The organism is Actinocrispum wychmicini (genome assembly GCF_004345645.1).
In the GTDB taxonomy this organism is placed as follows: Bacteria; Actinomycetota; Actinomycetes; order Mycobacteriales; family Pseudonocardiaceae; genus Kibdelosporangium; species Kibdelosporangium wychmicini.
The window spans coordinates 228,111-252,447 of record NZ_SLWS01000014.1 but is presented as its reverse complement, the minus strand read 5'-3'; the positions used below and the strand labels follow the sequence as shown (position 1 = coordinate 252,447).

The window sequence follows — 24,337 nt, the reverse complement described above, 5'->3', positions numbered from 1 at the left end:
TACAGTCAGGGCATGCGGTTCTGGCTGATCCGGGGTGTTGTGCTCGCCTTCGTACTGGCGGGCGCCGATGTCGGGCTGGCCGCGTTGGCCGTCCAGCACAGCGACCTGACCGTGGTCCGATCGATCGTGCTCGGTGTCGTCGCGGGGCTGGCCGCGTTGTGGGCCGCCCTGGACGGCTGGCGGCGGCTCGACGACCGGGGCCGTGCGTGGGTGTTGGCGGCCGTGATCGCCGGGTTCGGCAGCGGGCTGCTCCGGGTGATCGGCCGGGCCGTCTTCGTGGACGAGACCGGCCTCAGCTCGCTGGGCACCGCGCTGACCGGCGACGCGGCGTTCGGCGCGCTCGTCGTCCTCGTCCCGGCCGGACTGGGCCTGTTCGTGGGCGCCAGGTTCGCTCAGCGGGACACGGTCAAGGCCGGGCCCACCGAATAGCCGTCCCACAACGCGGGCGCCACGTCCACCACCGGCGACGAGTTGGCGGCCGCGACGGCGGCCGACGCGACCGGATACAACTGGCCATCCACGAGCAGGCCGATTCCCCGGCCCTGCGCCCGCAGCGCCTGAACGCCCGCGATCACCCGCGCGGCGGGCTTGACGTTGTCCATGGCTGCCGGCCGTGCGCCGATAACGGTCGCGCCTATCGCCTCCGCGACCGACTTACGGTCGATCCGGAACAGCTGCCCGGCGAGCACCAGGTCGACGGTCCGCTGCGGTCCCGGCACCGCGAACCCGTTCAGCGTGGCGAGCGCCGCCGCGGAGTTCTCGCAGCTCCACGGGTTGTTCAGGGTCAGTCCGAAATGCTGGAGATCGGTCGGCTCGGCCCGGTCCCGGGTCGCCCTGACCAGATCGACCGGGATCCGGCCGCACGGGTTCCGCGGATCGACCGGGGCGTGTCCGTCAGGACGGCGAACCAGGCCGGGCCCTTCCTCCCACGGCCCGGCGACCAGCACCGGCTGGTACGGGTTCGCGGTGAAATCCCTGTTCCAGAAGGTGATCGAGGTGCCGCCGTCGGCCTCGTGGGCGATCGCGAAGCTGTTCAGCGCCGCCACCCACATCCAGTCCGCGCTGAACGCGTCCACGATCGTCCGATCGCGTCCCATGCCCGGGCGAAAACCGTGGTCACCGAGGGATTCCACGCCGGACGCGAACATCGGGTCAGGTGACCGCAGCACGAACTGTCCTGCGCCGTTCGGACCGGCCGCGCGGCCGTTGGTGTCGGTGAACAACAGGTAGTACCAGCCGTCCAGGAAAACCACGGACGGCTGGCCGGCGCCGTAGGGATTGCCGCGGCTCACCTCGTAAGACGACGACACAACCGGCCGGCCGCCGTTCGCCCGCGCCCATGTGACGCCGTCGGTGCTGGTCGCGACCCCAATGGCATTGCCGGAGTGATCGGTGGACGCGCCCGTGTAGTACAGGTAATAGGTGCCGTTCACGCGTAGCACGGACGGATCGCAGGTGTGTCGTGCGTCGAACCCGTTCCCGGAGCCGCTGAACACCGCGCGACCGGCATCGAACGGTCCATTTGGCGCGGGCGCCTCGGCGTAGAGCACGTCATCACCCGGTGGTGGGGCACTGACCAGCTGGCTGCACCACCACATCCGCACCCGGCCACCGTCGGCCATCAGCGAGGGCGCGTAGTTGTACTGGGCGTTCTCACCGGCCGCCGCGACCACGTTCCCTTCCGCCCGGTAGCTGTCCGCGCCTAACGGACGAGGCCCGGGGTGATCGCCCTTGGGTCGCGGCTCCGCTCCCCCGAATGCCGCGCCACCAGCGCGTTCGGCCTGAGGCTGGGAATTACTGCACGCCGAGACGAGGGCCGCCGACACTGCCAGCAGCGCGACCAGTCGACGCACACGTCACCCCTAACGTCACTCCTTCGGGTGACAGTCTAGGGAGTCAGCGGGTGGCCGTCCGGGGCAACGCGACTTGGACGCGATGCGGTCCGCCGTAGTACGTCCCAGAGCCGACATCGAGGAACCCCAGTCGCTCGGCCAGTCGGGCGCTCGGGACGTTCCGCTCGTGCACCAACGCCCACACGGCGGGAACTTTCAGCGTGTGCAGGCCGTGGTCCCGCAACGCCGCAGCCGCTTCGGCCGCCAGACCACGGCCTTGGTGCTCGACACCCAGGTACCAGCCGATCTCGGCGACCGCGCCCGGCAGCTGGTGCGACGGGCGCAGGTGACCGATCCCGACCATCACGTCGTCCTCGACGAACACCCAGTGGCCCATGCCGTCCGGTCCGTCGAACGCGATCCGGCGGTCCATCATCCGCCCGACCCACCCGTCAGCCTTGTCCCCGCTCAGGTAGTGGACCATCTGCTCGGCCGGAAACACGTCGATCGCGTCCTGCCGGTCCTCGCCCCGCAGTGGGCGGATCACCAGCCGCTCGGTCCGGATCGTCGGCTGTGGTCCGGCGAACCCGCCGGGCTGCCCCAGCAGCACCTGCACCCGGCCCTCGCCGGCCGGCTGGGAGAACTCGGCGACATCCAGGAAACCCATGCTCCGCGCGAGCCGGATGCTCGGCTCGTTGCCGTGGTAGATCAACGCCCACACAGCCGCCAGCCCGAGAGTCCGCGTCGCGTGGTCGATCAACACCCGGACCGCCTCGGTCGCGTATCCCTGGCCGACATGGGCGCGGGCCACGAACCACCCGGCCTCCACCACGTTGCCGGGCAGTCGCACCGAATGCGTCAGCCGGCCCACGCCGACAGCGGTGCCGGCCAGGTCCATCAGCCACGTGCCGGTGCCGTCGCCCGGAGCCTGGCCGAGCCAGCGTTCGAAGCCGGCGACGGCGGTGACCGGGTCGGACATGTCCCGGGTGAGATACCGGCTGGACTCCGGGTCGGCGAAGATCTTGACGACCGACTCCCGGTCGTCCGGTCGCATCGGGCGCAGCGTCAACCGGTTCGTCTCGAACGTCGGCTGGGTCATTTCTTGGCCAGCCACCGCAACGCCAACGCGTAGCCCTCGACCCCAAGCCCCACGAGCACCCCGCTGGCGTGCGCCGAGATGTAGCTGTGGTGCCGGAACTCCTCGCGTTTGTGCACGTTCGAGATGTGCACTTCCAGCAACGGCGCGGTCAGCATGGCGCACGCGTCGGCGACCGCGATGGAGTAGTGGGTCCACGCGCCCGCGTTCAACACCACCGGCCACTGCCGCGTCGCGGCCTCATGGAGCCAGCCGAGCATCTCGCCCTCGTGGTCGGTCTGCCGCACCTCCACGTCCAGCCCCAACTCCTCGCCGGTCCGCGCGCACAGCTCGGCGAGGTCGGCGTGCGTGGTGTGCCCGTAGATCTCCGGTTCCCTGGTGCCGAGCCGGCCGAGGTTGGGGCCGTTGAGAACCAGCACCTTCACAGCAACACCCCTCCGCTCCTGCCCTCGGCGGCGACCGCCGAGTACGCGCCCGCCAGCAACGCCGGATCCGGGCCCTCCAGCCGACCCGGCTTGGCCAGCCCGTCGAGGACGACGAACCGAAGCATGCCGGACCTGGTCTTCTTGTCGTTGCGCATCCCGTCGATCAGTTGCGGCAACGCGTCCGCGTCGTACCTCGTCGGCAGCCCGATCGACGCCAGCACGCTCTGATGGCGTTCGGCCGTGGCGTCGTCGAGGCGCCCGGCCAGCCGAGCCAGTTCGGCCGCGAACACCATGCCCACACTGATCGCGGCACCATGCCGCCAGCGGTAACGCTCCCGGCGCTCGATGGCGTGGCCGAGCGTGTGGCCGTAGTTGAGGATCTCCCGGAGGCTGGACTCCTTCAGGTCCTTGCCCACCACGTCGGCCTTCACCTGGATCTTGCGCCGGACCAGCTCGGCGATGACGTCACCGTCGGGATCGAGGGCGGCCTTCGGGTCGTTCTCGATCAGCTCGAGGATCCTCGGGTCGGCGATGAAGCCGCCCTTCACCACCTCAGCCATGCCCGCGACCAGCTCGTTCGCGGGCAACGTGGCCAGCGTGGCGAGGTCCACCAGGACGGCCGCGGGCTCGTGGAACACCCCGACCAGGTTCTTGCCGGCGTCGGTGTTGATCCCGGTCTTGCCGCCGACCGCCGCGTCCACCATGCCCAGCAGGGTCGTCGGAACGTTGACCAGCTTGACCCCGCGCAGCCAGGTCGCCGCGACGAACCCGGCGAGGTCGGTGACGGCCCCGCCACCCAACCCGACGACAACGCCCTGGCGGTCAAGGCCGATCCGGCCGAGCACGTCCCAGCAGAACCCGGCCACATTGAGGGCCTTGCCGTCCTCCGCGTCCGGGATCTCCACGGTGTGGGCGTCCACACCAGCGGCCTTGATCTCGTCCCGGGCGGCCTCGGCCGTCTTCGCCAGCGTCGGCGTGTGGATGATCACCGCCTTGGTCGTCCGCCGCACCTGCTCGACCAGCTCACCCAGCAGGCCCCGGCCGACAATGACCTCGTACGGCTGCTGCGTGGCGACCGCGATCCGCACTGGTTCCATGGCGCTCAGCATGTCAGGTGGACGGCTCCAGGCTGGCGAGGACGTCGTTCAGGATGTCCGCCGGTTCCCGGCCGCTGGTCGGCACAGTGGCGTCGGCAACCGCGGCGTAGACCGGTCGCCGGTCGCTCAGCAGCTGCCGCAACTGGGCACGCGGGTTCGGCATCAACCACGGGTGCAGCGGCAACAGACCCTCACGCCTGAGCAGATGATCCAAGTCGACGTCCAGGAAAACGACGTGGAACGGCTTCAGCAGCTCCGGCACCCCTGGCGCGGTCGGCGTCCCCCCACCGAGCGCGAGCACCCCGTGATGTTCGGGCAGAACGCGAACCAGCAGCTCGTGCTCCAGTTCCTGAAAGCGTTCCCGACCGAAGTCGACGACCAGCTCGCCGGCCTCCTTGCCGTGCTCGGCCTGCATGTCGTCGTCGAAGTCACGAAACGACACACCAAGGTGGTCCGCCGCCAACCGACCGACCGTGCTCTTGCCCGACCCAGGCGGCCCGACCAGGACAAGCACCGGACCGCTCACTGGGCCGTTCACCGGGTCGCTGGCCGTCCCGCCCGCAGGGTCATGTGCTGGGTCGCTCGCGGCGCTGTTCGCGCTCACCAGCGCTCCTCCAGGGTCTTCAGGTACGACACCACGTTGCTGTGCGTCTCACGCATCGAGTCGCCGCCGAACTTCTCCAGCGCCGTGTCGGCGAGCACCAGGGCGACCATCGACTCCAGCACCACACCGGCCCGCGGCACCGCGCACACGTCCGACCGCTGGTGGATCGCCACCGCCGCCTCGCCGGTTGTCACATCCACAGTGGACAGTGCTTTGGGGACGGTTGAGATCGGCTTCATGGCCACCCGGGCGCGCAGCGGCTCGCCGTTGGTGACGCCGCCCTCCAGCCCACCCGCCCGGTTGGACCGCCGGCTCACCCCGGTGACGCCGTCGGCGCGGTCGATCTCGTCGTGCGCCTTGCTGCCCCACCGTCGCGCGGTGGTGAAGCCGTCGCCGATCTCGACACCTTTCATCGCTTGGACACCCATCAGGGCGCCGGCCAGCCGGGCGTCGAGCCGCCGGTCCCAGTGCACGTATGACCCCAGGCCCGGTGGCAGTCCGTAGGCGATCACCTCGATGACGCCGCCGACCGTGTCGCCGGCCTGCTTCACCGCCTCCACCTCGGCCACCATCGCGTCCGTCGCGGCCTGCCCGAACGCACGCACCGGGCTCTCGTCGATCGCTTCAAGGTCCGCGGCGGTCGGCTCCAGACCTTCGGGCGCCTCAGCCGCGCCGATGGACACGACGTGGCTGATGACCTCCACGCCGAGCAGCTGCCGAAGGAAGTTCTTCGCGACCGCGCCCAACGCCACCCGCGCCGCGGTCTCCCGCGCGCTGGCCCGCTCCAGCACCGGCCTGGCCTCGTCGAAGCCGTACTTCTGCATGCCGGGCAGGTCGGCGTGACCGGGCCGGGGCCGGGTGAGCGGCTCGTTGCGGGCCAACCCGGCCAGTTCGTCCGGGTCGACCGGGTCGGCCGCCATGACCTTCTCCCACTTCGGCCACTCGGCGTTCTCGATCTTGACCGCGACCGGTCCACCCTGGGTCCGGCCGTGCCGCACCCCGCCAAGGAACTCGGTGTGGTCGGTCTCGAACCCCATCCGCGGGCTCCGGCCGAAGCCGAGTCGCCTGCGGGCGAGTTGCCCGGCCAGATCGTCGGTGGTGACCTCGACACCGGCCACCATGCCCTCCAGCACGGCGACCAGGGCAGGCCCATGGGACTCCCCTGCGGTTATCCAGCGCAACACCCCCCGATCCTGTCATGAACTGCCAGCTCATACCGAACCCGGGTGTCCGCGCTTGGCCACCCAGCCACCGAACTCCTCAGGCGTGCGCACCCCGCCGTTCAGAACGGCCTCGTACGCGCCCACACCGCCCACCATGTGCGGATACTCGGGCCGCCGATGCCACACGTCCTTGATCCACGACACCGCGTCGATACTCCATAGATCACCGGCGTGCTCGACCGCGATACCGACGTGAGCTGTACCGGGCCGACGCTTTCGAAGGCGCCCATGAACCTGCCCAGCAGGTCACCGGCATCCGCCCGCAGCGACTCCTGGCGCCGCCTGAGGTCCTCAGCGGACTCCACGAACCGGCCTTGCTGATCGCTCACCGACGGTCCGCCGGTGGGCCGGCGAGCGCGGCGAGGTCCCGCACCACGTCGTCGAGTGGCCTCCGGGTGTCGATCTCCACCGTCGCCGAAGACCGGAGCAGCGGCTCGATCTCGGCCTTGTCCGCCGCGATCCGTTCCCGCTCCACCGAAGTCTTCCCGAACGGGTTGGTGTCCCGGCCGATGACACGGTCGAGCATCACCGCCAAAGGCGCGCTGAGCAAGACGATCTCGTCGAACCGTGGATAGAAATCGACCTGGTTCCACACCGTGCCCGAGATGAACAGCGGCTCACCGGAACGCTCATGATCCGTGATCAACGCGTCGATCCGGTCTTCGCGCCACTGCGGCTCGACACCGTCGCCGCCGGGACGAGGGATCTCCTCGACCCACCCGCCGACATCGGTGTCCACCACCCGATATCCCTGTTGTTCCAACCGGTTCAGCGCGCTCGACTTCCCCGTGCCGGACATGCCCGTCACCAAGATCACCGTCACTTGCCCATCCTAGGAACCGGGACAAGCTGGCTGGCCTGGCGGGTGGCCCGACTGGCATCGCGGACCGTTCACCGGCGAAAGGCGAAACCACATCTCGGTGTGGGTGAAGACCTCTTAGTCGGGTCGCTGTCGTCTAGGCGTCCTCCTGGGTTGGTGGGTCGACAAGTCCGCGGCATCGCATGAACGGCGCCGCGCGGTGGTCGCCGCTCAGGTCTCTGTGTGTTCGAACGGCGGCGGCTGCGGTTCCTCGTAGGGTTCGGGATGGCTTGTGTACACGCGGCCTTCGGGGCTGGTGAAGGTGAACGTCCCGGGCCTGGGCTGGTTGACCTGCCATGAACTGCGCTCCTTCCAAAGATTGTGGAACTTGCAGAACGAACCTGTGTTGTCGGGACTGGTCATGCCCCGGTCGGCGTGGCGGACGGTGTGGTCGATCTCGGTGGTGTCGGCCGGCGCGGTACAGCCGGGCACCCGACAGTTGCGGTCACGGACGTGGAGGAAGCGGGTCAGCGACGCGGACGGTTTGCGACGCTCGCTCGCATGCAACGTGTTGCCAACAGGGTCTTCGATCATGTGCCGCCAGGTGTTGTCGCTGACGAGTTCCGCGGCCCGTCTTGCCATCACTGCCTGGTATCCAACGAGTTTCGAGGGATCCTCGTTGAGGATTGCGAGTGTCTCGGCCGAGACCGTCGCGTTGACGGTCACGTTGATGTTGTCCTGGCCGCCGAGGATCAGGTCGACCAGAACATCGGCCCGTACCTCGTCAGGACTTCGCGGGTGGCCCGGAGTGTGCGCGACCTCGGCCAGGTCGTCGACCCGTCGCTGCGCGGCGGCGGCCTCCGATTGGGTCAGCTCGGCGGTGAGCACAGCCATGCCGTCGAAACACGGCTGATAGTGAACATCACGGCAACTCTGCGCCGCCGCAGCACGCTTCTCATCAGCGTGCGCATCCACTTTGGACGCATGGCTGCGAATCGCCTCCTTGAATCGGCCGACACTTGCCCTCCGTCCTCTGGACAGCACTCTTATCTCCACCAATCTGGCGTCCTCAACAGACAGGACACTGGTGAGCTCGGTCATGGCCACGGCGCGAGCATGATCGATACGGCCGGCGGCAAGAGCCTCGAGGGTCTCGGGCAGTCTCGTCACCAACTCCTTGGCGCGGCGTACCTGAGTGGCGGCCGTTCTGGGACTGATGCCCAACTCCAACGACACCTCCTCCCGCGCGCCGTCAGCCAGGTCGATCCCAGGCCTGTTCGGCTGGCGAAGGTCAGCGAACCGCGCCATCGCCTCCGCGATCCGAGCATCGAAGTGGGCGATCTTCTTGTCCGCGTCGGCAATCACATCAAGGCACTGGGCAGCGGACATCGACTCGACCGGAACGTCCGCCGGCGGCAGGACCTCCCGGAACTGCAGGAGGAACTCTTCTTCGATCATGACAGTGGAAGGGGTTGAAGGGACATGGCAACCTTCTGGCCGGCGGCGATCACGGTATGCGGGTGCCAGCGACGTCGGTGTTCGGGTGAGCGAATGAGGGACACGGAAGCTTCCTTCTGTTCTGGGGTTGAGGCGGCCAGCGTTGGTGACGTCGGCCAGATTCGGCTGGTGGACGGAGACAACAGTGTGCGGACTTGTTCAGTGGCAACCGGGAACGCTGCGGGGGCGTTGATCGGCCCCGGTGCGATGGTGCCGTGGCGGATCGACGGGGTTGGATCGACAGGGGACATGGTTGGGATGACTTCCTTTCGGTGTTGATTGGGCCTCGGGTGGCGAATGGACTGTGGCGCGGGGTGCACCGGCTGGACAGGCTTTGGTTGTTGGCATCGGGTCGATGGGGCGGGTTCGGCGCGGACTGGAACAGAGTGGACATGGGTTCGAGGGGACGGAGGCTGGGCAAGGGCGGCGGATATGGGTTGGAGATGAGGGATCAGACCCGGAGCAACGGTGGGCCCGAGTTGGTTGAGTCCAAACCCGCCGGATTCAGCGGCGGAGAGTCCAAGGGTTGTGAGTTGCGAGGTGGCGGGCGCTAGGCGGGGGTTCGGACTACGGGTTGTGAGTTACCGGGTGATGGGTAGTAGAGGCGATGGAGTTCGGACAGGCGGTTGTGGGTTGGGAACACAGGGATTGGAGGTGGTGGGTTCGGTCACGGGGTTGTGAGTCAAGAGGTGACTTGGATTGGAGGCAGTGGTTTGGACACGGGCTGTGAGTTGCGAGATGACGGGTACTGGAGGCAATGGTTTAGGCCCAATGGTTTGGGGCCTGATGGGTTGAGGTCCGATGGACTGAGGCCTGATGAGTTGGGGCACAGTGAGTTGAGGTACTGCGGATTCGGGCACCGGTGGACTCGGACATGGCGGGGTCAGACAGGCGGGGTCAGACAGGCGGGGTCGGACAGGGGCTGGCACAGGCACGACAGGCTCGGGCATGAGCACGGCGGCATGGGCACAGGTGGGTTGAGGCACGATGGGTCCAGACACGGTCAGGCACAACGGACATGGCACGACTAGCACAGGCGGCATACGCGGATTCGGGCACGATGGGTCCAGACAAGGGCAGGCTCGGACACAGGCGGGCACAGGCACAACGGGCTCGGGCATGAGCGCGACGGGCACGGGCATAGGCATGGCACAACGGGTCGGGCACGGGCACGGTGGGCTCGGGCATAGGCGGATTCGGGGATGGGTCCAGGCGCGGGCGGATTTGCACGCGTGGGCTTGGACTTGGTGAGCTCGGCCGGTGGGTGGACCGGTGGTTAGGGAGCTCGGGTGGGTGAGGTTAAGGGTGTTGGGTGGGTAAGAAGGCCAGGAGCCAGGTGGCGGTGAGGAGGCCGGGGCCGTGGGGGATGCCGTCGCGCCAGCGGTTGGCGGAGATGGCGCGCAGGCAGAGGGTGATCACCGCGGCGAGGGTGAGGGCGGCGGCCAGGGCGAGCCAGCTGACGGCGCCGAGGATGGCGCCGAGGGTGCCGGAGAGTTTCACGTCTCCGCCGCCCATGGCGTTCGGTGCGAGCATGTGGACTGTCGCGTGTAGACACAGGAAGAGGGCGGCGCCGGCGGTGGCGCGGACCAGGGTTGTGGGACCGGTTCCGGCCAGGGACGCGATGGTCAGCAGGAGGGCGAAGACTGGGTAGGCGGGCAGGGTCAGTGCGTCGGGTAGGCGGCTGTGCAGGAGGTCTGTGGTGACCAGCAGGACCGCGAACCAGGACAGGGCCAGCATCACCGGGGTCCACCATGGGGGCATGGAGTTGGTGGCCGCGCCGATGATGGCCCACAGCAGCGCGTTGGCGACCTCGCACCAGCCTGGGCGCACCACGGCGCCGCGCCGGAGCCGGCCCAACAGCAGGCGGCCCAACGCTCCGGCGAGGGCGCCGGTTGTCAGGAGGGTGATGATCAGTGCCATGGGTCAAGTTTGCCCATGGGGGTGGGGTTTGGGCTAGGACTTGTCCGCGCGAACGGTCCTTTCGCTCGGTTTTTTCCAGAGCAGCGAGTAGCGCCACAGGACATGCCGTCGGTAGTGCACCCCGGGGAGCAGGGAACGGGCCAGGCGGCGCATCTGTGTGTACGTCACCGGCGGCGGCCACACCACGGGTGACGGGTGCTGCCAGAAGTCCTTTCGAGCCTTGTGCACCCGGTGCGCCACGAAGCCGGCCAACTCGGGCGGACAGTCCCTGATGGACGATATCCGCGCCACCCCGACCACCACGAGGGTCCCGCCCGGATTCAGGAGATTCCTGAAGCGGGTCAGGCCCTCGGTCGCGTCCATGTGGTGCAGGGTGGCGACCGACGCGATGAAGTCGAACGACGGCAAGGGTTCGGTCAGGACATCGCCTTCGACGTACCTGACGTCGTCGCCTTGTTCACGGGCGAGCGCCAGGCTGTTCGAGTCGAGGTCGACCCCCGTCACCTCGGGCACACGTTGACGCAGGGCACGCGCCAGCATCCCCTCCCCGCACCCGACGTCCAGCGCGCTCCGGGCCCCGGCCGGAACCGCGGACAGGATCATCGGATGGTAGTGAATATTGTGGTTCCACCGTTCGGCCATGATTTCCGTTCGAATGTGAGACAATTACTTACCGCTGACACATTGCGTCAAGTATTCCACACGAACAATCGGTCACCCGCCGTCACCGGACCGTCCGGCGCGAAGTCCACCAACGCGCTGTTCTGCGCGTCCAACGCGACGACGGGGCAAATCGACGAATAGCCCGCCGCCTCCACCGCGCGTGGATCCCACCCGACAACCGGTTGGCCGGCCCGCACCGACTCGCCTTTCACCACGTGCAGGGTGAAACCCTCGCCTTTCAGTTTCACCGTGTCGATTCCAAGGTGGACGAGCACAGCCTGGTCGTCGTGCGCCACCACGAACGCGTGCGGGTGCAGGGCGGCCACCACTCCGTCGACCGGGGCGAGCACGTCACCGGCGGTCATGGCCGGTCGGACGGCCAGGCCGGGGCCGACCATCGCCTGGGAGAACACCGGATCCGGCACGGCCGAGAGCCCGGCCACCTCGCCGCTGACCGGACTGGAAACTCGCAAACTCACAAAAGGTCCTCAATGTCGCTGGCTATCGTGTCCGCTTCCGGTCCGACGACGATCTGCACCACGCCACCCATCCGTACAACCCCGTGTACACCGAGTGCGCGCAATGCGGCCTCGTCGACCAGAGAGTCATCTTCGAGCTCACACCGTAGCCGTGTGATGCACGGCTCGAGTTCGACAACGTTGTCCTTTCCACCTATCGCGGCGAGTATCTTCGCCGGTCGCTCGTCAGCCATCTGGCGTCCCTTCCGCACCCGACACGGATGCGTAACACTTGTTGACACTTAACACCTGCCAGGCGCATAGTGCCGCACTTACCTGGTCTAAACCAGTGGTGGCCACCCGGCCCGCGTGGACACCGCCCCGACACTGGAGAGACTCCCAAGTGAGCGCACCACAGATCCAACAGTCCGGCAGGGGATTCGCCGGATTACAACGATTCGCCCGCAGCCTCATGCTGCCGATCGCGGTGCTGCCCGCCGCGGCGTTGCTGTCCAGGCTGGGATACGTCGACGGCAGCGGCAAGGGCCAGGGCGAGCTGATCGCGGCCATCCCGTTCCCGGGCTCCCACGATGTCGCGAAGGTCATCGGTGCCGGCGGCGACGCGCTGTTCCAGTACCTCCCGCTGCTGTTCGCGCTCGGCATCGCGGTCGGTTACGCGCGCCGCGCGGACGGCTCGGCCGCCATCGCCGCCGCCGTGGGCTATCTGGTGTTCCACAACGTGTTGTTCACGGTGGTCGGGAGCAATCACCCCGAGCTCATCAAGGACAAGTCGTTCATGACCGGGCCGTACGGCGTGCTGGGCGGGATCATCACCGGCCTGATCGCGGCCGGGTTGTGGACCAGGTACCACCGCATCAAACTCCCGCCGTACCTGGCGTTCTTCGGCGGACGCCGGTTCGTGCCCATCATGGCCGCACTGGTCATGCTGGTCGTCGGCGCGATCCTCGGCCTGCTGTTCCCCCTGGTCAACACCGGGCTCACCGACGTCGGGGAGTCGGTGTCCGGGTCCACAGTGGTGGGCGCCGGCGTCTACGGCGCGCTCAACCGGCTGCTCATCCCGTTCGGCCTGCACCACATCATCAACTCGTTCGTGTGGTTCGTGTTCGGCAGTTCCAACGGCGCCACCGGTGACCTGAACCGGTTCTTCGCGGGCGACCCGAACGCCGGCGCGTTCATGTCCGGGTTCTTCCCGATCTTCATGTTCGCGCTGCCGGCCGCGGCGCTGGCGATCTACCACACCGCCAAGCGGGAGAACCGCAAGCTGGTCGGTGGCCTGATGTTGTCGGCCGCGCTGGCGTCGTTCCTGACCGGGGTGACCGAGCCGCTGGAGTTCGCGTTCATCTTCGTCGCCTGGCCACTGCTGATCGTGCACGCCGTGCTCACCGGCCTGTCGCTGGCCGTGACGAATATTCTTGGCGTGCATGACGGGTTCGGGTTCTCCGCCGGGGCGATCGACTACACGCTGAACTGGAACCTGGCCACGAAACCGTGGCTGATCATCCCGATCGGACTGGTGTTCGGGGTCATCTACTACGTGGTGTTCCGGTTCGTGATCACCCGGTGGAACCTGCGCACGCCAGGCCGCGAGGACGAGTCGCTGGACACCGAGCAGACAGGTGTGGACGCGCCGACGGACCGAGTGCCGCGGCCACACCGTGCCTGAGGTCCGCGTCCACGTGGCCAGCAAGGTCGGCCTGCACGCCAGGCCGGCCGCGTTGGTCGCCCGGCTGGCCGCTGAACAGCCCGTGACCGTCACCATCCGCAAGGACGGCGGCGAACCGGTGCCAGCGGCCAGCGTGCTCAATCTGATGACGCTCGGTGCGATGCGTGGCGACGAGGTGATCCTCGCCGCCGAGGGCGAACTGGCCCAGGCGAGCCTGGACCGGGTCGCCGCGCTGATCGCGTCCGACATGGACGGTGAATGACCAACGGATTCGTGGGCGGCGCCCACTACTTCACGCGGGGTGTTGCGGGCAGGCCTGTCCCGGGTTACTGGCCGAGCTTGCGCCGCGTGCTTGTCCGCGACATCGCCGCCGCCACGGTCCCGACAACCGCGACACCCGCGAACAGCGCCAAGAAGCCAGCGAAGAACACGACCATCGCCACGAGGACGACGGCCAGAAGCGCGACGGTCAACGCTGTACCCACGCACACCCTCCGATCACTGACACACACCGCTTCGTGAGCGTCACCTACTGTCTATCACGGGTGCGGTGGATCAGGCCAGGCGCATCCCCGTCGCCGCCGACAACGCGTTCCGCATCTCGTCCCGCGGCGCCGGGCGTCCGGTGAACTGCTCGACCTGCCCGAACGCCTGGTACAGCAACATATCCAGGCCTGTGCCGATCCTGCCGCCACGCGCCTGCACGGCCGAAGCCAGCCGGGTGGGCCACGGATGGTAGATCACGTCCAGCACACACGAAGCCCGCGCGAGGTCCTCGGCGTAAGGGTCGGCGACGCTCCCCGGAACCGTGCTCACCAGCACGTCGGCGTCGGCCGCGAGCTCCTCGAATGACGTGTCCGCCCAGCGAAGCACGTCGACCTTCACGCCAAGTCGTTCCGCGCATAGCGAAACGTCCGCGGACTTCGCTGGATCTCGCAGTACCAAAGCGAAAGACGAGACCTCAAGCGACGCGAGGGCCACCAGGGCGGCCAACGCGGTCCCGCCGGCACCGAGCAGTACGGCGCGCGCGTCCGGGCGGGCCTGGAAACCGCCGCCGTGCACCAGGGCGCCGACCACACCGTCCACATCGGTACAGTCCGCCCGCCAGCCGTCCGCGGTACGCACCAACGTGTTCGCCGCGCCGACAAGGGAAGCCCGGTCCGTGACCGAGTCCGCCAACGACAGGGCGGCGAACTTGCCCGGCATCGTCACCGACAGGCCCATCCACTCCGGACCGAGCCCCGCCACCAAACCAGGCAGTTCGGTGTCGTCCGCCTCGATCCGCGAGTACGTCCACTCGGTCAGCCCAAGGGCTTCGTAGGCGGCCGAGTGCAACACGGGCGACAGGGAGTGCGCGATCGGCTTGCCGACCACACTCGCCTTAGAAGACGCCATCCGCGTGCGCCTTCGCCACGTTCGCGTCGTGTTCCGCCTTGGTCGCCGCGAAGCAGGAGGTGCCGTCTTTCTTGCATTTCACGAAGAACCGGAAGTCTCCCGCCTCGGGCTTGGCCGCCGAACCCAGCGCGTCCCTGCTCGGCGCCGAGATCGGCGTCGGCGTCAGACCTGTGAGCTTGTATGTGTTGTACGGCCCTGCGCTGTTGCGGTCCCCTTCGTTGGTGGTGAGCACCGGACGGTCGAGCACGTAGTTGACGGTCGAGTCGAAGCCCAGCGGGATCTTCTCGGCCAGCCGCGTGTAGACCACCCGGGAGATCTTGCCGAAGTCGTTCTTGATGCCCTCGCGCTCGATCAGCGAGCCGATGATCAGCACCTGGTACGGCGTGAACCCGGTGTCGGCGGCCAGCTTGGGCATCCCGAAGCCGTCCAGCTGGCTGGCCGAGTCCGAGAGGACCGTCTTCAGCAGATCCTCGGCGCTCTGGCCGGGCATGACGTCGTAGACGCCGGCGGCGATCAAGCCCTCAAGCCGGCGTTTCGGCTCGGCCTTGGCCGCGTCCTGCACGGCCCACGCGGGCACACCCAGCTTGGCCAGGTCGGCGGTTTCCGCGACCTTGCGCAGCTCCTCCACGGTGGGGCCGACCTGCTTGCCGTTCATCGTCACGGTCCCGGCGCGGGCGATCAACGACCAGATGCCCGCGGTGACCGACTTGTTGGGCTGGGTGACGTCGTCGAGCTGGGCGCCCGGCTTGATCTGCAGCTGGCCTTTCCGGGCGTCCTTGTCGGTGATCCGGGCGACCGCGGCCTTGCCGGACATCTTCGTCTTCAGTTCGTAGAAGCCGGGCTGGATGGCCTTCACCTTGCTGTCGTCCTCACCGGCCACGGTGAACGCCCGCGGGCTGGCCACGATGCCCTTGTCCTTGAGGGTCGAGCCGATGTCGCCGACGCTCTGGCCGGCCTTGACCTCCACGATGACGTCCGACTCGCCGGTGCCCGGATAGTCGTCGTACGAGCCGAACCCGAGGACCTCGGTGACGCCGTAGTACGCGCCGCCGCCGATCAGGGCGACGACCACCGCGACGATGACCCAGAACAACGGCCCACGCCTGCGCCGCCGGGGCTGGCGTTCGCCGGGCTGCTCGTCGTCGTAGTCGTCCTCGTTGTCGAGGTCGCCCCGCGAGTTGTCGAAAAGTCCGAGTCCGTCGGTCATTCGCCACCTCGATCCCGCTGGATGGCCGCGCCGCGCGCGTCCAGCCATGACTGGAGGATCTCCACGGCCGCCGCCTGGTCCACGACCGCCCGCTGCTTCTTGCCCCGCACGCCACGCTCGGCCAGCACCCGGGACGCGGTGACCGTGGTCAGCCGCTCGTCGCCGAGCCGGACCGGCACCGAACCCACCCGCCGGGCCAGCTCGGTGGCGTAGGCGACCGCGCCGGCCGCCGCCGGGCCGTGCCGGCCGGCCAGTGTCCTGGGCAAACCGACCACCACCTCGACCACCTCGTGCTCCGTGACGAGTTCCGCGAGCCGGTCCAGGTCGCTGCCCGACCGCTCATCCCGAGACAGCGTAACCAGCGGACTGGCCAGGACGGGCGCCGGATCGCTCAACGCGACGCCGACCCGGACCGTGCCCACGTCGACACCCAGCCGCCGACCAGGCCCTGGATCATGTTCACCGGGACGGTCGGCGGCCGGGCCGTCATGCGTCACGCGCCGCCCAATTCCTTGCGCAGCAGCACGATGGCGTCGTCGACGCCGGCCGGCTTGGTGCCGCCGCCCTGGGCCATGTCCGGCTTGCCGCCGCCGCGACCGTCGATGGCCGGGGCGAACGAGCCGACCAACTTACCCGCGGCCAGGCCCTTGTCCCGGGCGACGCCGGTGGTGGCCACGACGAAACTGACCTTGTCCCCGGCCGGCACGAACAGGGCCACCACACCGGCCCGCCCACCGAGGCGGTTACGTACGTCCGTGGCCAAGGCGCGCAGGGCGTTGGCGTCCACTCCCTCGGGCACGCGCTCGGCCACGAGCAGCACCCCGTTGACGTCCTGGGCCTTGCCGGCCAGGTCGCCGGCGGACTGCAGCACCTGGGCGATGCGCAGCTGCTCGATCTCCTTCTCGGCGGACTTGATCCGGCCGAGCATGCCCTCGATCCGGCCGGGCAGCTCGGCCGGCGGCACCTTCAGCTGGTCGGCCAGCTGGGACACCAGCAGCTGCTCCTTGCGCACGTACCGCAGGGCGTCCGAGCCGACCAGGGCCTCCACCCGGTGCACGCCGGAGCCGATCGAGGCGTCCGCGACCAGCTTGACCAGGCCGAGCTGGCCGATCCGGCCGACGTGCGTGCCACCGCACAGCTCCCGCGAGTACTCGCCCATGTCGACCACGCGGACGTTGTCGCCGTACTTCTCGCCGAACAGGGCGATCGCGCCCAGTTCCAGGGCCTTGGCCTTGGTGGTGGTGAACGTCTGAACCTCGACGTCGGTCTGCAGGTAGTCGTTCACCTCTTCCTCGACCTCGGTGAGGATGTCCGAGGACACGGCACCCGGCGTGGTGAAGTCGAACCGCATCCGGCCGGGGGCGTTGAGCGAACCGGCCTGGGCGGCGCGCTGCCCGTAGGCGCCACGGACCGCGGCGTGCACGAGGTGCGTGGCGGAGTGGGCGCGGGCGATGGCCTTGCGGCGGTCCCGGTCGACCGAACCGGTCACCTCGGTGTCCAGGCCGATCTCGCCGGACAGCACGGTCACCCGGTGCACGAACAGGCCCGGCACGGATTTCTGCACGTCGTTCACCTGGATCTCGGCACCGGCGCCGACCAGGAGACCCGTGTCGGCGATCTGGCCGCCGCTCTCGGCGTAGAACGGGGTGCGGTCCAGAATCAGCTCGGCGTCCTGGCCGGCTTTGACCACCGGCACCGGCACGCCGTCCACCAGCAGGCCGATCACCCGCGAGGCGGCCTGCAGGTCGGTGTAGCCGAGGAACTCGGTCTCGCCGTGCTGTTCCAGGACCTTCCGGTACGCCGACAGGTCGCCGTGGCCGGTCTTACGGGCGGCGGCGTCGGCCTTGGCGCGCTGGCGCTGCTCCTCCATCAGCTCGCGGAACCCGGCCTCGTCGACCTGGAGGCCCTGCTCCGAAGCCATTTCCAGGGTCAGGTCGATCGGGAAGCCGTACGTGTCGTGCAGCTGGAAGGCCTTGTCACCAGCCAGCACGCGGCTGCCGCTGTCCTTCGTCTGGCCGGCGGCGAGGTCGAAGATGCGCGAGCCGGTCGTGAGGGTGGCGCGGAAGGCGTCCTCCTCGGTCTTCATGACGGCCGAGATCCGGTCGAAGTCGCGCACCAACTCCGGGTACGACGGCCCCATGGCGTCGCGGACGACGGCGGCGAAGTCCGTCAGCACCGGCTCGTCGACCCCGAGCAGCCGCACGGACCGCACGATCCTGCGTAGCAGACGGCGCAGGACGTACCCACGGCCCTCATTGCCCGGTGTAACACCGTCACCGATCAGCATCACGCCGGAACGGGCGTGGTCGGCGATGACGCGGAACCGCACGTCGCCGGTGTGGTCGGCGCCGTAGTGGCGGCCCGACATCTCCTCGGCCTTGGTGATCACCGGGCGCACGAGGTCGGTCTCGTAGACGTTGTCGACGCCCTGCAGCAGGTAGGCGACCCGCTCGACGCCCATCCCGGTGTCGATGTTCTTCTTCGGCAGGGTGCCGATCGGCTTGTGGCCCTTCTTCGGGCTCAGCTCGCCGCGCACGTCCTGCATGAAGACCAGGTTCCAGATCTCCAGGTACCGGTCCTCGTCGACAACAGGCCCGCCTTCCTTGCCGAACTGCGGACCGCGGTCGTAGTAGATCTCCGAGCACGGGCCGCCGGGGCCGGGCACGCCCATGTCCCAGTAGTTGTCGTTGCCGTCGCGGCGCTGGATCCGCTCGTCGGGCAGGCCGGCGATCTTCCGCCACAGGTCGATGGCCTCGTCGTCGTCGAGGTAGACCGTGGTCCAGATGCGGTCCGGGTCCAGTCCGAAGCCGCCCTCGTCCTGCGACGTGGTGACCAGGTTCCAGGCGTGTTCGATCGCGCCGGCCTTGAAGTAGTCGCCGAACGAGAAGTTGCCGGCCATCTGGAAGAACGTGTTGTGCCGGGTGGTCTTGCCGACCTCGTCGATGTCGCCGGTCCGCACGCACTTCTGCACGCTGGTGGCGGTCGGGTACGGCGGTGGGGCCTCGCCGAGGAAGTACGGCTTGAACTGGACCATGCCGGCGTTGACGAACAGCAGGTTCGGGTCGTCCAGGATCAGCGAGGCGCTGGGCACCTCGGTGTGCCCGGCGTTCTTGAAATGATTCAGGAAGCGGTTGCGGATCTCATGCGTTTCCACGGTCTTGTCCTTGCGGAGAGCGCGGGCCTACGGCCCGGAGTGAACGAATCGGGTCGCGGGTTTGTCGGCGGAACAGCGCAGACTCAGCTGTCCGCCCGGCGCGCTCGCGGCGCGGGCCGGCGGGCCTCGACGGCACGGGAACTGTGCCGCCCAAGCGTGACGCCCGACCGTTCGCTCACCACGTCCTGCAACTCCTTCTCGCGTTCGGCCATGCCCGCGCGCACGTCCGCTCCGAACGCGCCCACGGCTCCGGCCAGCTCCCGCATGGCGTCGCCGACGTTCTCCGCGATGCCGGCCGGGCTGGCCTGACGGGCCTTCTCCCGAAGTTTACGGGACAGAACCACTCCGGCCGCGACGCCGACTCCAAGCCAGAAAAACCTGCTCATTTGCGGCCTCCGCGGCGAAGCGTGCGGCGCGTGTGCTTCCCCTCGCGCTCGTCGGCACGCTTGCGACGGGCCTTGATCGCCTTGGACAGCCCGTAGGACACCGCGGCGACCTTCACCAACGGGCCGCCGAGGGTCGCGGTGAACACCGAGGTCAGCGCGGAGACGTTGCCGGTGACCGCCTGCGCGTTCGCGGTGATCCCGTCCACCCGCTCCAGCTGGGTGTTGACATGGTTCAGCGTCGTGTTGGCGCCGTTGAACAGCGGGTCGCTGTTCTCGTGAGCCTTGCGGATGGCGATGGTGGCCTCGTCCAACGTGCGTCCGAGCTTGACCAACGGGGCCACCAGCAGTGCCACCAGCACCACGAACGTGGCTGCGGCGACGACCGCTGCGATTTCCCCTACGGACACGAAGCCCTCCCGAAAAGGCGGTTGGCGGAAGTTGGGTGGGGCAAGGCTACCGGTCGCGCCGAGCAGCCCCTTTACGGGGTTTCGCCCTCAGCCAGCTCCTCCCGGTAGTGCCGGACGCTCAGGTCGTACGCCCAGTCGTCGGGCAGATCCTCGGCGTCCAGGCCCAGGTCACGCCGCATTTCCGCGCGCATCCGCCGGTAACCGGTCTGACTGGAGTCCCACAGGGTCTCGATCTTCTCGCGGTCCTGCTGGTCGTTGATCAGTTCCATGACGAGGTTCGACCGCGGCAGCATCGCGCCCCGAAGCAGGTCGTTGAACCGGGTCGGTGCGTACAGGTTGACCTGGCCGAGGGAATGCCGCAGCTCCTCGCGCACCCGGCGGGCGTCCGCGAGATCCTCGGCGTTCAGCTGGGGGTCGCGGCGAAACCCCTTGATGATCGGATAGATGATCCAGTCGAACGCCTCCACGGCCGAGATGACCTGGGCGTACGAGTCCTTACGGAGGTCGAAGTCGCGATTGTCTAGCTCGCGCTGACGTTCCCGGCGCCACCGCAGTTCCTCCCGTTCCTGCTCGCGACGCCATCGGCGGTCCTCGCGCCACGCCGCGATCAACTGGGCGCTCAGGACACCGACGAAACCGACGAACGCGACCAGGATGGTGACCCACAGCGGCACTTGAGACACAAGCGACAACGTAGACGTCGGCATGACCGGAGGAAACGGTGGACGTTCGGCAGCTCGAGTACTTCCTCGCCATCGTCGACCACGGTGGCTTCAACCGGGCGGCGAGCGTGCTGTACGTGTCCCAGCCGTCGCTGTCGCAGACCGTACGGGCGCTCGAGCGTGACCTGGGGACGGACCTGTTCCACCGGATCGGCAGGCGGGCGGTGCTCACTGAGGCCGGCACGGCGCTGATCGAACCGGCTCGCGCGGCCGTACGCAGCCTGCAGACCGCGCGCGCTCGGGTGGCCGCCGTGCGTGAGCTGAGCGAAGGGCGGTTGGACATCGCGGCGATGCCGTCGCAGACGGTCGAGCCCCTGACCACGATGATCCGTGGCTTCAGCGACCGGTATCCCGGCGTGTCGGTGGCCATCCGGGCGGCGTTCACCCCGCGTGACGTCGTCGACATGGTGCGCACCGGGTCCGCCGAACTGGGCCTGCTCGCCACCCCGGACCCGCTGCCGGGCGTCGAGGTCGTGTCCCACTCTGTCGGGGAACAGCGGTTCGTGCTGGTCACTCCGCCAGATGGTCCGTTCCCCGCCGGACAGGCCGTCTCCTACGCGGAGCTGGCCGGACATCGGCTGATCGTCGGGCAACGCGGCACGGGCATGCGCGCGTACGTCGACAGCCTGCGGGAGGCGGGCGTCGAGTTCACCGTGGCGGCCGAGACCGAGCATCGGGTGGCGATCCTCCCGCTGGTCCTGGCCGGGGTGGGGTTCGCCGTGCTGACCGAGTCGTGGCGCGAGTTCGCCGAGCGCGCGGGCGCCTTGGTGCTGGACATCGAACCGAAGACCACGCTCAAGATCGCCGTGGTCAGCCGCCGCGCGGAGCTGTCCCCAGCGGCCGACGCGTTCCTGGCGCTGGCGACTGATAAGTCAGACCTATAAGGCACATCGCATCTGCGTCTTGGACGGTGTGGCCGCGCGCTTGGTCCCATCGACCGCATGACGACGTACCGCATCGCGTTGATCCCCGGGGACGGGATCGGCGCCGAAGTACTGCCGCCGGCCCGACAGGTCCTCGACGCCGTCGGGCGCCGGCACGGGTTCGGCTTCGCGTACACCTCCTACGACTGGTCGTGCGAGCGGTACGCGCGTGCGGGCGCGATGATGCCAGCGGACGGGTTGGACCAGCTCCGTGACAAGGACGCCATCCTGCTCGGCGCGGTCGGCTACCCCGGCGTCGCCGACCATGTCTCCCTGTGGGGGCTGCTGATCCCCATCCGGCGTGGCTTCCGCCAGTACGTGAACCTGCGGCCGATCCGGGTCTTCGACGGGGTCGACAGCCCGGTGCGCGCGGCGGTGGCGGGCGAGGTCGACTTCGTCGTGGTGCGGGAGAACGTCGAGGGCGAGTACAGCGAGATCGGCGGCCGCCTCAACCGCGGTTTTCCCGACGAGATGGCCGTGCAGGAGTCCGTGTTCACCCGCGCCGGGATCACCCGCGTGCTGGACTACGCCTTCCACCTCGCCGCCGACCGGCGCGGACGGCTCACCTCGGCGACCAAGTCCAACGGCATCGTGCACACCCTGCCGTTCTGGGACGAACTGGTCGCCGAACGCGGCGCCGCGCACCCCGACGTCACCTGGGACCAGGAGCACGTCGACGCGCTGGCCGCGAAGATCGTGCTCGACCCGGCCCGGTTCGACGTGGTGGTCGCGTCCAACCTGTTCGGCGACATCCTCAGCGACCTGGCCGCCGCGGTGGCCGGCTCGATCGGCATCGCCCCCGCCGCGAACCTCAACCCGGAGCGGGACTTCCCCTCGATGTTCGAACCGGTGCACGGCTCGGCGCCCGACATCGCCGGCCGGGGCGTCGCCAACCCCTTGGGCGCGATCTGGTCGGCCGCGCTGATGCTCGACCACCTCGGCCACGCCGAAGCCGCCGCCGACGTCACCGACGCGATCGCCGCCGTCCTGGCCAAGACCGACCTGCGCACCCCGGACCTCGGCGGCACCGCGACCACCGCCGAGTTCACCGACAAGCTGCTCGACCTGCTGTGACGCGCCCTTTCCCTGTGACTTTCTCAATGAGGAGAAACCATGGACTTACCGATGCGCAAGCCTTGGTATCAGCAGCTGTACTTCTGGGTGGTCACCGCGATCGCCGCGGGCATCCTCACCGGCGCGCTCTGGCCGTCCGTCGGCGTCGCGTTGGAGCCGGTCGGCACCACGTTCGTCAACGCCGTCAAGATGCTCATCACTCCGATCGTGTTCCTGACGATCGTCGCGGGCATCGGCGGCGTCGACAGCCTCCGCCGGGTCGGCCGGGTGGGCGTCAAGTCCCTGGTCTACTTCCAGGCCGGGACCCTGGTCGCGCTCGCCATCGGGCTGGTGGCCGTGAACGTGTTCCAGCCCGGCGCGGGCGTCCACGCCCACCCGGGTGAGCTGCGTCTGTCCGGCAGCGCGGCCCAGTACGTGCAGTCCGGCGAACACCAGAGCTGGTGGCACTTCCTCACCGACATCGTGCCCAGCAGCGCCATCGGTGCCTTCGCCGACGGCAACGTCCTGCAGGTCATCTTCATCGCGGTGCTGTTCGGCGTCGCCATGAAGGCGATCGGACCGGTCGGCCGGCCCCTGGTCGAAGGCATCAACCGGCTCAACACGACCGTGTTCAAGATCCTGCACTACGTCATGCTGGCCGCGCCGGTCGGCGCCTTCGGCGCGATGGCCTTCACCATCGGCAAGTACGGCGTGTCCACGCTCGCCAGCCTCGGCCACCTGATCGCGCTGTTCTACGGCACGTCCCTGTTCTTCGTGATCGTTGTGCTCGGCGGCGTCACCGCTCTGATGAGGGTCAACATCTTCCGGCTGCTGCGCTATCTGCGCGAGGAGTTCCTCATCGTGCTGGGCACGTCGTCCTCGGAAAGCGTGCTGCCCCGGCTGATGACCAAACTCGAACGCCTGGGCGTCCGGCGTGAGATCGTCGGGCTCACCGTGCCCACCGGCTACTCGTTCAACCTCGACGGCAGCTCGATCTACCTCTCCCTCGCCGCCGTCTACATCGCCCAGGCGACCGACACCCCGCTCGGCATCGGCGGGCAACTCGGCCTGCTGGCCGTGATGTTGTTGACCTCCAAGGGTTCCGGCGGCGTCACCGGCGCCGGTTTCATCGCCCTGGCGGCCACTCTGTCCACGGTCGGCACGGTTCCGGCCGCGGGCATCATGCTGATCTTCGGCATCGACAAGTTCATGTCCGAGTGCCGCGCGCTGACGAACCTCGCCGGGAACAGCGTCGCGTCCCTCGTGGTCGCCCGGTGGGAGCGCGTTCTCGACGTGACCCAGGTCAATCGGGTTCTCCGCACCGGGTCGGCCGCGCCCGCGCCGGCCGAGTCCGCTCGTCAACAGGCGACCGTCAGCTGAAGATCTCCTTGCTCACGCTGGCGACCAGGCGTTGGAACTCCGCGCAGTGGGTGAAGTCGCCGACCGGGCACTCCAGGGCGTGGTCGATCAACGCCTTGGAGGCCTGGGCCTGCGCGATCCGCTCGTCCAGCTGGGCCCGCTGCTCGATCAGGACGCGGCGGCGCTCCTCGCCGTCGGGCGCGTTGAGCATGTCGCGGACCTGGTCGAGGCTCATCCCGGCGGACTTCGCGCGCATGATCACCGCGACCCGTGTGACGTGCTCCTCGGTGTACATCCGCCGGCCGTTCACCCGGTTCGCGGGCGTGAGCAGGCGTTCGGACTCCCAGTGCCGCAGCACGTGGGTGGCGAGGCCGAAGGTGCCGGCCAACTCGCCGATGGTGAGACTTGACTTCATGTTGACATTAACATGCAG

28 protein-coding genes are annotated in these 24,337 nt (G+C 68.6%); 6 read left to right on the top strand and 22 right to left on the bottom strand.

Translation table 11 applies throughout. The features are described from left to right. Positions 1-12 precede the first annotated feature (12 nt). Positions 13-429, top strand: a complete 417-nt coding sequence (locus EV192_RS46170; protein WP_132125100.1) for a hypothetical protein — start codon at positions 13-15, stop codon at positions 427-429. Here the strand turns inward: EV192_RS46170 and EV192_RS46165 are convergent. From EV192_RS46165 to EV192_RS46110, 13 genes are all read right to left on the bottom strand, one after another. After that, positions 393-1,853, bottom strand: coding sequence for a beta-xylosidase (locus EV192_RS46165; RefSeq protein ID WP_341770992.1), 1,461 nt, complete (start codon positions 1,851-1,853; stop codon positions 393-395). The two genes, EV192_RS46170 and EV192_RS46165, sit on opposite strands and share 37 nt — an antisense overlap. Before the next feature lie 43 nt (positions 1,854-1,896). Then, entirely contained in the window at positions 1,897-2,931 is a 1,035-nt protein-coding gene (locus EV192_RS46160) for a GNAT family N-acetyltransferase (protein WP_132125099.1), read from the bottom strand. Then, positions 2,928-3,353: a type II 3-dehydroquinate dehydratase gene (gene aroQ / locus EV192_RS46155; protein ID WP_132125098.1), complete on the bottom strand. Its 426-nt coding sequence runs from the start codon at positions 3,351-3,353 to the stop codon at positions 2,928-2,930. Before aroQ ends, EV192_RS46160 begins: the two co-directional genes overlap by 4 nt. Beyond that, entirely contained in the window at positions 3,350-4,450 is a 1,101-nt protein-coding gene (aroB, locus tag EV192_RS46150; RefSeq protein ID WP_132125097.1) for a 3-dehydroquinate synthase, read from the bottom strand. The genes aroQ and aroB overlap by 4 nt, the downstream gene beginning before the upstream one ends. Positions 4,451-4,463: 13 nt before the next feature. Then, positions 4,464-5,054: a shikimate kinase gene (locus EV192_RS46145; protein ID WP_243727498.1), complete on the bottom strand. Its 591-nt coding sequence runs from the start codon at positions 5,052-5,054 to the stop codon at positions 4,464-4,466. Continuing rightward, entirely contained in the window at positions 5,051-6,238 is a 1,188-nt protein-coding gene (aroC, locus tag EV192_RS46140; RefSeq protein ID WP_132125096.1) for a chorismate synthase, read from the bottom strand. Before aroC ends, EV192_RS46145 begins: the two co-directional genes overlap by 4 nt. A 27-nt stretch (positions 6,239-6,265) precedes the next feature. Continuing rightward, a complete protein-coding gene (locus tag EV192_RS54375) occupies positions 6,266-6,421 on the bottom strand; it encodes a hypothetical protein (RefSeq protein ID WP_165960951.1) in 156 nt (51 codons plus the stop codon). 181 nt (positions 6,422-6,602) lie between these two features. Further along, positions 6,603-7,100, bottom strand: coding sequence for an AAA family ATPase (locus tag EV192_RS46135; protein WP_243727497.1), 498 nt, complete (start codon positions 7,098-7,100; stop codon positions 6,603-6,605). Between the two features lie 207 nt (positions 7,101-7,307). Continuing rightward, complete coding sequence (locus EV192_RS46130) at positions 7,308-8,384, bottom strand: HNH endonuclease signature motif containing protein (RefSeq protein ID WP_243727509.1); 1,077 nt, start codon at positions 8,382-8,384, stop codon at positions 7,308-7,310. A gap of 1,488 nt (positions 8,385-9,872) precedes the next feature. Beyond that, positions 9,873-10,493, bottom strand: a complete 621-nt coding sequence (locus EV192_RS46125) for a prepilin peptidase (RefSeq protein WP_132125094.1) — start codon at positions 10,491-10,493, stop codon at positions 9,873-9,875. 33 nt (positions 10,494-10,526) lie between these two features. Further along, on the bottom strand, positions 10,527-11,135 hold the full coding sequence (locus EV192_RS46120; RefSeq protein WP_132125093.1) for a class I SAM-dependent methyltransferase: 609 nt from the start codon (positions 11,133-11,135) through the stop codon (positions 10,527-10,529). A gap of 47 nt (positions 11,136-11,182) precedes the next feature. Continuing rightward, complete coding sequence (locus tag EV192_RS46115; RefSeq protein ID WP_132125092.1) at positions 11,183-11,635, bottom strand: PTS sugar transporter subunit IIA; 453 nt, start codon at positions 11,633-11,635, stop codon at positions 11,183-11,185. After that, entirely contained in the window at positions 11,632-11,868 is a 237-nt protein-coding gene (locus tag EV192_RS46110) for a PTS sugar transporter subunit IIB (RefSeq protein ID WP_132125091.1), read from the bottom strand. The genes EV192_RS46115 and EV192_RS46110 overlap by 4 nt, the downstream gene beginning before the upstream one ends. A gap of 149 nt (positions 11,869-12,017) precedes the next feature. On the opposite strand from EV192_RS46110, the gene EV192_RS46105 reads away from it, so the two are divergent. Together EV192_RS46105 and EV192_RS46100 are read left to right on the top strand one after the other, a co-directional pair. Then, positions 12,018-13,298, top strand: a complete 1,281-nt coding sequence (locus tag EV192_RS46105; RefSeq protein WP_424923438.1) for a PTS transporter subunit EIIC — start codon at positions 12,018-12,020, stop codon at positions 13,296-13,298. Then, a complete protein-coding gene (locus EV192_RS46100) occupies positions 13,291-13,560 on the top strand; it encodes an HPr family phosphocarrier protein (protein WP_132125090.1) in 270 nt (89 codons plus the stop codon). The genes EV192_RS46105 and EV192_RS46100 overlap by 8 nt, the downstream gene beginning before the upstream one ends. A 64-nt stretch (positions 13,561-13,624) precedes the next feature. Here EV192_RS46100 and EV192_RS54370 read toward each other — a convergent pair whose 3' ends face one another. The 8 genes from EV192_RS54370 to EV192_RS46065 all read right to left on the bottom strand — a co-directional run bounded on the left by EV192_RS54370 (position 13,625) and on the right by EV192_RS46065 (position 20,530). Then, positions 13,625-13,783, bottom strand: a complete 159-nt coding sequence (locus EV192_RS54370; RefSeq protein ID WP_165960950.1) for a hypothetical protein — start codon at positions 13,781-13,783, stop codon at positions 13,625-13,627. Positions 13,784-13,853: 70 nt separating this feature from the next. Beyond that, positions 13,854-14,693 carry a shikimate dehydrogenase gene (locus tag EV192_RS46095; RefSeq protein WP_132125089.1) on the bottom strand — a complete coding sequence of 280 codons (840 nt, stop codon included), beginning with the start codon at positions 14,691-14,693 and terminating at the stop codon, positions 13,854-13,856. After that, complete coding sequence (gene mltG / locus EV192_RS46090; RefSeq protein ID WP_132125088.1) at positions 14,680-15,900, bottom strand: endolytic transglycosylase MltG; 1,221 nt, start codon at positions 15,898-15,900, stop codon at positions 14,680-14,682. Before mltG ends, EV192_RS46095 begins: the two co-directional genes overlap by 14 nt. Next, on the bottom strand, positions 15,897-16,397 hold the full coding sequence (ruvX, locus tag EV192_RS46085; protein WP_132125087.1) for a Holliday junction resolvase RuvX: 501 nt from the start codon (positions 16,395-16,397) through the stop codon (positions 15,897-15,899). Before ruvX ends, mltG begins: the two co-directional genes overlap by 4 nt. Next, the gene (alaS, locus tag EV192_RS46080) at positions 16,394-19,054 is read right to left on the bottom strand and encodes an alanine--tRNA ligase (protein WP_132125086.1); all 2,661 of its coding nucleotides are present in this window, start codon (positions 19,052-19,054) and stop codon (positions 16,394-16,396) included. The genes ruvX and alaS overlap by 4 nt, the downstream gene beginning before the upstream one ends. A gap of 83 nt (positions 19,055-19,137) precedes the next feature. After that, the gene (locus EV192_RS46075; RefSeq protein ID WP_132125085.1) at positions 19,138-19,440 is read right to left on the bottom strand and encodes a hypothetical protein; all 303 of its coding nucleotides are present in this window, start codon (positions 19,438-19,440) and stop codon (positions 19,138-19,140) included. Further along, positions 19,437-19,847, bottom strand: a complete 411-nt coding sequence (locus tag EV192_RS46070; protein WP_132125084.1) for a DUF948 domain-containing protein — start codon at positions 19,845-19,847, stop codon at positions 19,437-19,439. The genes EV192_RS46075 and EV192_RS46070 overlap by 4 nt, the downstream gene beginning before the upstream one ends. A 71-nt stretch (positions 19,848-19,918) precedes the next feature. Continuing rightward, the gene (locus EV192_RS46065) at positions 19,919-20,530 is read right to left on the bottom strand and encodes a hypothetical protein (RefSeq protein ID WP_132125083.1); all 612 of its coding nucleotides are present in this window, start codon (positions 20,528-20,530) and stop codon (positions 19,919-19,921) included. Positions 20,531-20,568: 38 nt separating this feature from the next. Here EV192_RS46065 and EV192_RS46060 point away from each other — a divergent pair, with 38 nt between their 5' ends. The 3 genes from EV192_RS46060 to dctA are packed head-to-tail and all read left to right on the top strand — an operon-like array spanning position 20,569 to position 23,925. Continuing rightward, a complete protein-coding gene (locus EV192_RS46060; protein ID WP_132125082.1) occupies positions 20,569-21,453 on the top strand; it encodes a LysR family transcriptional regulator in 885 nt (294 codons plus the stop codon). Positions 21,454-21,510: 57 nt separating this feature from the next. Further along, positions 21,511-22,566 (top strand): tartrate dehydrogenase, encoded by a 1,056-nt coding sequence (locus EV192_RS46055; RefSeq protein ID WP_132125081.1) that lies wholly within the window; start codon positions 21,511-21,513, stop codon positions 22,564-22,566. 39 nt (positions 22,567-22,605) lie between these two features. Further along, a complete protein-coding gene (gene dctA, locus EV192_RS46050; protein ID WP_132125080.1) occupies positions 22,606-23,925 on the top strand; it encodes a C4-dicarboxylate transporter DctA in 1,320 nt (439 codons plus the stop codon). On the opposite strand, the gene EV192_RS46045 is transcribed toward dctA, so the two are convergent. Next, positions 23,918-24,319, bottom strand: coding sequence for a helix-turn-helix domain-containing protein (locus tag EV192_RS46045; RefSeq protein ID WP_132125079.1), 402 nt, complete (start codon positions 24,317-24,319; stop codon positions 23,918-23,920). The genes dctA and EV192_RS46045 overlap by 8 nt on opposite strands. Between the last annotated feature and the right edge of the window lie 18 nt (positions 24,320-24,337).

What these genes read in the sequence shown, in the direction of transcription:
- mltG (WP_132125088.1), bottom strand. Translation starts at nt 15,900, where the DNA reads ATGACCGACGGACTCGGACTTTTCGACAACTCGCGGGGCGACCTCGAC.
- EV192_RS46055 (WP_132125081.1), top strand. Translation starts at nt 21,511, where the DNA reads ATGACGACGTACCGCATCGCGTTGATCCCCGGGGACGGGATCGGCGCC.
- dctA (WP_132125080.1), top strand. Translation starts at nt 22,606, where the DNA reads ATGGACTTACCGATGCGCAAGCCTTGGTATCAGCAGCTGTACTTCTGG.
- EV192_RS46120 (WP_132125093.1), bottom strand. Translation starts at nt 11,135, where the DNA reads ATGGCCGAACGGTGGAACCACAATATTCACTACCATCCGATGATCCTG.
- EV192_RS46130 (WP_243727509.1), bottom strand. Translation starts at nt 8,384, where the DNA reads ATGGCGCGGTTCGCTGACCTTCGCCAGCCGAACAGGCCTGGGATCGAC.
- aroB (WP_132125097.1), bottom strand. Translation starts at nt 4,450, where the DNA reads ATGGAACCAGTGCGGATCGCGGTCGCCACGCAGCAGCCGTACGAGGTC.
- EV192_RS46110 (WP_132125091.1), bottom strand. Translation starts at nt 11,868, where the DNA reads ATGGCTGACGAGCGACCGGCGAAGATACTCGCCGCGATAGGTGGAAAG.
- EV192_RS46095 (WP_132125089.1), bottom strand. Translation starts at nt 14,693, where the DNA reads ATGGCGTCTTCTAAGGCGAGTGTGGTCGGCAAGCCGATCGCGCACTCC.
- EV192_RS46170 (WP_132125100.1), top strand. Translation starts at nt 13, where the DNA reads ATGCGGTTCTGGCTGATCCGGGGTGTTGTGCTCGCCTTCGTACTGGCG.
- EV192_RS46125 (WP_132125094.1), bottom strand. Translation starts at nt 10,493, where the DNA reads ATGGCACTGATCATCACCCTCCTGACAACCGGCGCCCTCGCCGGAGCG.
- EV192_RS46075 (WP_132125085.1), bottom strand. Translation starts at nt 19,440, where the DNA reads ATGAGCAGGTTTTTCTGGCTTGGAGTCGGCGTCGCGGCCGGAGTGGTT.
- EV192_RS46045 (WP_132125079.1), bottom strand. Translation starts at nt 24,319, where the DNA reads ATGAAGTCAAGTCTCACCATCGGCGAGTTGGCCGGCACCTTCGGCCTC.
- EV192_RS46160 (WP_132125099.1), bottom strand. Translation starts at nt 2,931, where the DNA reads ATGACCCAGCCGACGTTCGAGACGAACCGGTTGACGCTGCGCCCGATG.